A 5,243-nucleotide genomic window follows, 5' to 3' on the forward strand; every position below is an offset into this window, starting at 1 on the left:
AGCTAAGCGACTTCCATATCTCACAGGGGGCAACCCCCAACTACTTCCGGCGTTCTAGGGCTTAACTACTGTGTTCGGCATGGGTACAGGTGTATCTCCTAGGCTATCGTCACTTAACTCTGAGTAATACCTACTCAAAATTGAATATCTATCAAATAATTAGAAAACCTCACGCTTCGTATCCTCAGTTACTTTGGATAAGTCCTCGAGCTATTAGTATTAGTCCGCTACATGTGTCGCCACACTTCCACTTCTAACCTATCTACCTGATCATCTCTCAGGGCTCTTACTGATATATAATCATGGGAAATCTCATCTTGAGGTGGGTTTCACACTTAGATGCTTTCAGCGTTTATCCCTTCCCTACATAGCTACCCAGCGATGCCTTTGGCAAGACAACTGGTACACCAGCGGTAAGTCCACTCTGGTCCTCTCGTACTAGGAGCAGATCCTCTCAAATTTCCTACGCCCGCGACGGATAGGGACCGAACTGTCTCACGACGTTCTGAACCCAGCTCGCGTGCCGCTTTAATGGGCGAACAGCCCAACCCTTGGGACCGACTACAGCCCCAGGATGCGACGAGCCGACATCGAGGTGCCAAACCTCCCCGTCGATGTGAACTCTTGGGGGAGATAAGCCTGTTATCCCCAGGGTAGCTTTTATCCGTTGAGCGATGGCCCTTCCATACGGAACCACCGGATCACTAAGCCCGACTTTCGTCCCTGCTCGAGTTGTTGCTCTCGCAGTCAAGCTCCCTTATACCTTTACACTCTGCGAATGATTTCCAACCATTCTGAGGGAACCTTTGGGCGCCTCCGTTACCTTTTAGGAGGCGACCGCCCCAGTCAAACTGCCCGTCAGACACTGTCTCCGATAGGGATCACCTATCCGGGTTAGAGTGGCCATAACACAAGGGTAGTATCCCAACAACGTCTCCTTCGAAACTGGCGTCCCGATCTCTTAGACTCCTACCTATCCTGTACATGTGGTACAGACACTCAATATCAAACTGCAGTAAAGCTCCATGGGGTCTTTCCGTCCTGTCGCGGGTAACCTGCATCTTCACAGGTACTAAAATTTCACCGAGTCTCTCGTTGAGACAGTGCCCAAATCATTACGCCTTTCGTGCGGGTCGGAACTTACCCGACAAGGAATTTCGCTACCTTAGGACCGTTATAGTTACGGCCGCCGTTTACTGGGGCTTCAATTCATACCTTCGAGTTACCTCTAAGCACTCCTCTTAACCTTCCAGCACCGGGCAGGCGTCACCCCCTATACATCATCTTACGATTTAGCAGAGAGCTGTGTTTTTGATAAACAGTTGCTTGGGCCTATTCACTGCGGCTGACCTAAAGTCAGCACCCCTTCTCCCGAAGTTACGGGGTCATTTTGCCGAGTTCCTTAACGAGAGTTCTCTCGCTCACCTGAGGCTACTCGCCTCGACTACCTGTGTCGGTTTGCGGTACGGGTAGAGTATGTTTAACGCTAGAAGCTTTTCTTGGCAGTGTGACGTCACTAACTTCGCTACTAAACTTCGCTCCCCATCACAGCTCAATGTTATAGAATTAAGCATTTGACTCAATTCACACCTCACTGCTTAGACAGACACTTCCATTCGTCTGCTTTAGTTAGCCTACTGCGTCCCTCCATCACTACATACTCTAGTACAGGAATATCAACCTGTTGTCCATCGGATACACCTTTCGGTCTCTCCTTAGGTCCCGACTAACCCAGGGCGGACGAGCCTTCCCCTGGAAACCTTAGTCTTACGGTGGACAGGATTCTCACCTGTCTTTCGCTACTCATACCGGCATTCTCACTTCTATGCGTTCCAGCGCTCCTCACGGTACACCTTCTCCACACATAGAACGCTCTCCTACCATACCTATAAAGGTATCCACAGCTTCGGTAAATTGTTTTAGCCCCGGTACATTTTCGGCGCAGGGTCACTCGACTAGTGAGCTATTACGCACTCTTTGAATGAATAGCTGCTTCTAAGCTAACATCCTAGTTGTCTGTGCAACCCCACATCCTTTTCCACTTAACAATTATTTTGGGACCTTAGCTGGTGGTCTGGGCTGTTTCCCTTTCGACTACGGATCTTAGCACTCGCAGTCTGACTGCCGACCATAATTCTTTGGCATTCGGAGTTTATCTGAGATTGGTAATCCGGGATGGACCCCTCACCCAAACAGTGCTCTACCTCCAAGAATCTTTATGTCGACGCTAGCCCTAAAGCTATTTCGGAGAGAACCAGCTATCTCCAAGTTCGTTTGGAATTTCTCCGCTACCCACAAGTCATCCAAGCACTTTTCAACGTGCCCTGGTTCGGTCCTCCAGTGCGTCTTACCGCACCTTCAACCTGCTCATGGGTAGGTCACATGGTTTCGGGTCTACGACATGATACTAATGCGCCCTATTCAGACTCGGTTTCCCTACGGCTCCGTCTCTTCAACTTAACCTCGCATCATATCGTAACTCGCCGGTTCATTCTACAAAAGGCACGCTCTCACCCATTAACGGGCTCGAACTTGTTGTAGGCACACGGTTTCAGGTTCTATTTCACTCCCCTCCCGGGGTGCTTTTCACCTTTCCCTCACGGTACTGGTTCACTATCGGTCACTAGGGAGTATTTAGGGTTGGGAGATGGTCCTCCCAGATTCCGACGGGATTTCTCGTGTCCCGCCGTACTCAGGATACTGCTAGGTACAAAGACTATTTTAAATACGAGGCTCTTACTCTCTTTGGCTGATCTTCCCAAATCATTCTTCTATAATCTTTGAGTCCACTTTGCAGTCCTACAACCCCGAAGAGTAAACTCTTCGGTTTGCCCTCCTGCCGTTTCGCTCGCCGCTACTAAGGCAATCGCTTTTGCTTTCTCTTCCTGCAGCTACTTAGATGTTTCAGTTCACTGCGTCTTCCTCCTCATATCCTTAACAGATATGGGTAACAGGTAGTACCTGTTGGGTTCCCCCATTCGGAAATCCCTGGATCATCGCTTACTTACAGCTACCCAAGGCATATCGTCGTTTGTCACGTCCTTCTTCGGCTCCTAGTGCCAAGGCATCCACCGTGCGCCCTTATTAACTTAACCTTATTTTCTGACCTTTCAGTCATAAACTCTTTTAATACTACAGCGTTTCGGTTTATTTTCTTGTTACTATTTGATATAGATATTCAATTTTCAATGTGCATTACTTGGTGATCTCTCACCAATGGAGCCTAGCGGGATCGAACCGCTGACCTCCTGCGTGCAAAGCAGGCGCTCTCCCAGCTGAGCTAAGGCCCCACAAGACCTCTCAAGACTAAACAAGACCAATGTGCAGTTCCTTATCCTTAGAAAGGAGGTGATCCAGCCGCACCTTCCGATACGGCTACCTTGTTACGACTTCACCCCAATCATCTATCCCACCTTAGGCGGCTGGCTCCTTACGGTTACCTCACCGACTTCGGGTGTTACAAACTCTCGTGGTGTGACGGGCGGTGTGTACAAGGCCCGGGAACGTATTCACCGCGGCGTGCTGATCCGCGATTACTAGCGATTCCGACTTCATGTAGGCGAGTTGCAGCCTACAATCCGAACTGAGACTGGCTTTAAGAGATTAGCTTGCCGTCACCGGCTTGCGACTCGTTGTACCAGCCATTGTAGCACGTGTGTAGCCCAGGTCATAAGGGGCATGATGATTTGACGTCATCCCCACCTTCCTCCGGTTTATTACCGGCAGTCTCGCTAGAGTGCCCAACTAAATGATGGCAACTAACAATAGGGGTTGCGCTCGTTGCGGGACTTAACCCAACATCTCACGACACGAGCTGACGACAACCATGCACCACCTGTCACCTCTGTCCCGAAGGAAAACTCTATCTCTAGAGCGGTCAGAGGGATGTCAAGACCTGGTAAGGTTCTTCGCGTTGCTTCGAATTAAACCACATGCTCCACCGCTTGTGCGGGCCCCCGTCAATTCCTTTGAGTTTCAACCTTGCGGTCGTACTCCCCAGGCGGAGTGCTTAATGCGTTAGCTGCGGCACTAAACCCCGGAAAGGGTCTAACACCTAGCACTCATCGTTTACGGCGTGGACTACCAGGGTATCTAATCCTGTTTGCTCCCCACGCTTTCGAGCCTCAGCGTCAGTTACAAGCCAGAGAGCCGCTTTCGCCACCGGTGTTCCTCCATATATCTACGCATTTCACCGCTACACATGGAATTCCACTCTCCCCTCTTGCACTCAAGTTAAACAGTTTCCAAAGCGTACTATGGTTAAGCCACAGCCTTTAACTTCAGACTTATCTAACCGCCTGCGCTCGCTTTACGCCCAATAAATCCGGACAACGCTCGGGACCTACGTATTACCGCGGCTGCTGGCACGTAGTTAGCCGTCCCTTTCTGGTAAGATACCGTCACAGTGTGAACTTTCCACTCTCACACTCGTTCTTCTCTTACAACAGAGCTTTACGATCCGAAAACCTTCTTCACTCACGCGGCGTTGCTCGGTCAGACTTCCGTCCATTGCCGAAGATTCCCTACTGCTGCCTCCCGTAGGAGTCTGGGCCGTGTCTCAGTCCCAGTGTGGCCGATCACCCTCTCAGGTCGGCTATGTATCGTCGCCTTGGTGAGCCGTTACCCCACCAACTAGCTAATACAACGCAGGTCCATCTGGTAGTGGTGCAGTTGCACCTTTCAATTGACTATCATGCAATAATCAATTTTATGCGGTATTAGCTATCGTTTCCAATAGTTATCCCCCGCTACCAGGCAGGTTACCTACGCGTTACTCACCCGTTCGCAACTCATCCAAGAAGAGCAAGCTCCTCTCTTCAGCGTTCTACTTGCATGTATTAGGCACGCCGCCAGCGTTCGTCCTGAGCCAGGATCAAACTCTCATTAAAAGTTTGAGTTCTCACTCATTTCTGTCACTGACAGATTTATTGTTTTTTTCATTGTTCAGTACTATAACCTTAGTTATAGTGCCCTGCACATTGGTTCGTCTTGTTCAGTTTTCAAAGGTCTTTGTCACTCAATCTCTCTCAAGCGACAACTATATTAGTATATCACAGCTGCTAACCTATGTCAACACTTTTTTGAAACTTTTTTTAAGTTTTTTTAACCGCAATACACCATAGTCCGTACGGGATTCGAACCCGTGTTACCGCCGTGAAAAGGCGGTGTCTTAACCCCTTGACCAACGGACCTTGAGCTTTTCAACTCTTTCTATTATACCTACTTTTCCTCCTTTGTCAAGA

General features: G+C 49.4%; 2 tRNA genes and 3 rRNA genes. All 5 read right to left on the minus strand.

Going from position 1 to position 5,243, the window contains the following annotated elements:
- Window position 1: 1 nt before the first annotated feature.
- Window positions 2-117, minus strand: a 5S ribosomal RNA gene (rrf, locus tag MK405_RS07285).
- Between the two features lie 76 nt (window positions 118-193).
- A 23S ribosomal RNA gene (locus tag MK405_RS07290) occupies window positions 194-3,095 on the minus strand.
- 122 nt (window positions 3,096-3,217) lie between these two features.
- A tRNA-Ala gene (locus MK405_RS07295) sits at window positions 3,218-3,290 on the minus strand.
- Window positions 3,291-3,341: 51 nt separating this feature from the next.
- Window positions 3,342-4,889 (minus strand): 16S ribosomal RNA (locus MK405_RS07300).
- Together the 16S, 23S and 5S rRNA genes with 2 tRNA genes alongside form the textbook arrangement of a ribosomal RNA operon.
- Window positions 4,890-5,120: 231 nt before the next feature.
- Window positions 5,121-5,192 (minus strand) — tRNA-Glu (locus tag MK405_RS07305).
- Window positions 5,193-5,243 lie beyond the last annotated feature (51 nt).

The organism is Streptococcus oralis (assembly GCF_026782345.1).
Lineage (GTDB): Bacteria > Bacillota > Bacilli > Lactobacillales > Streptococcaceae > Streptococcus > Streptococcus oralis_CK.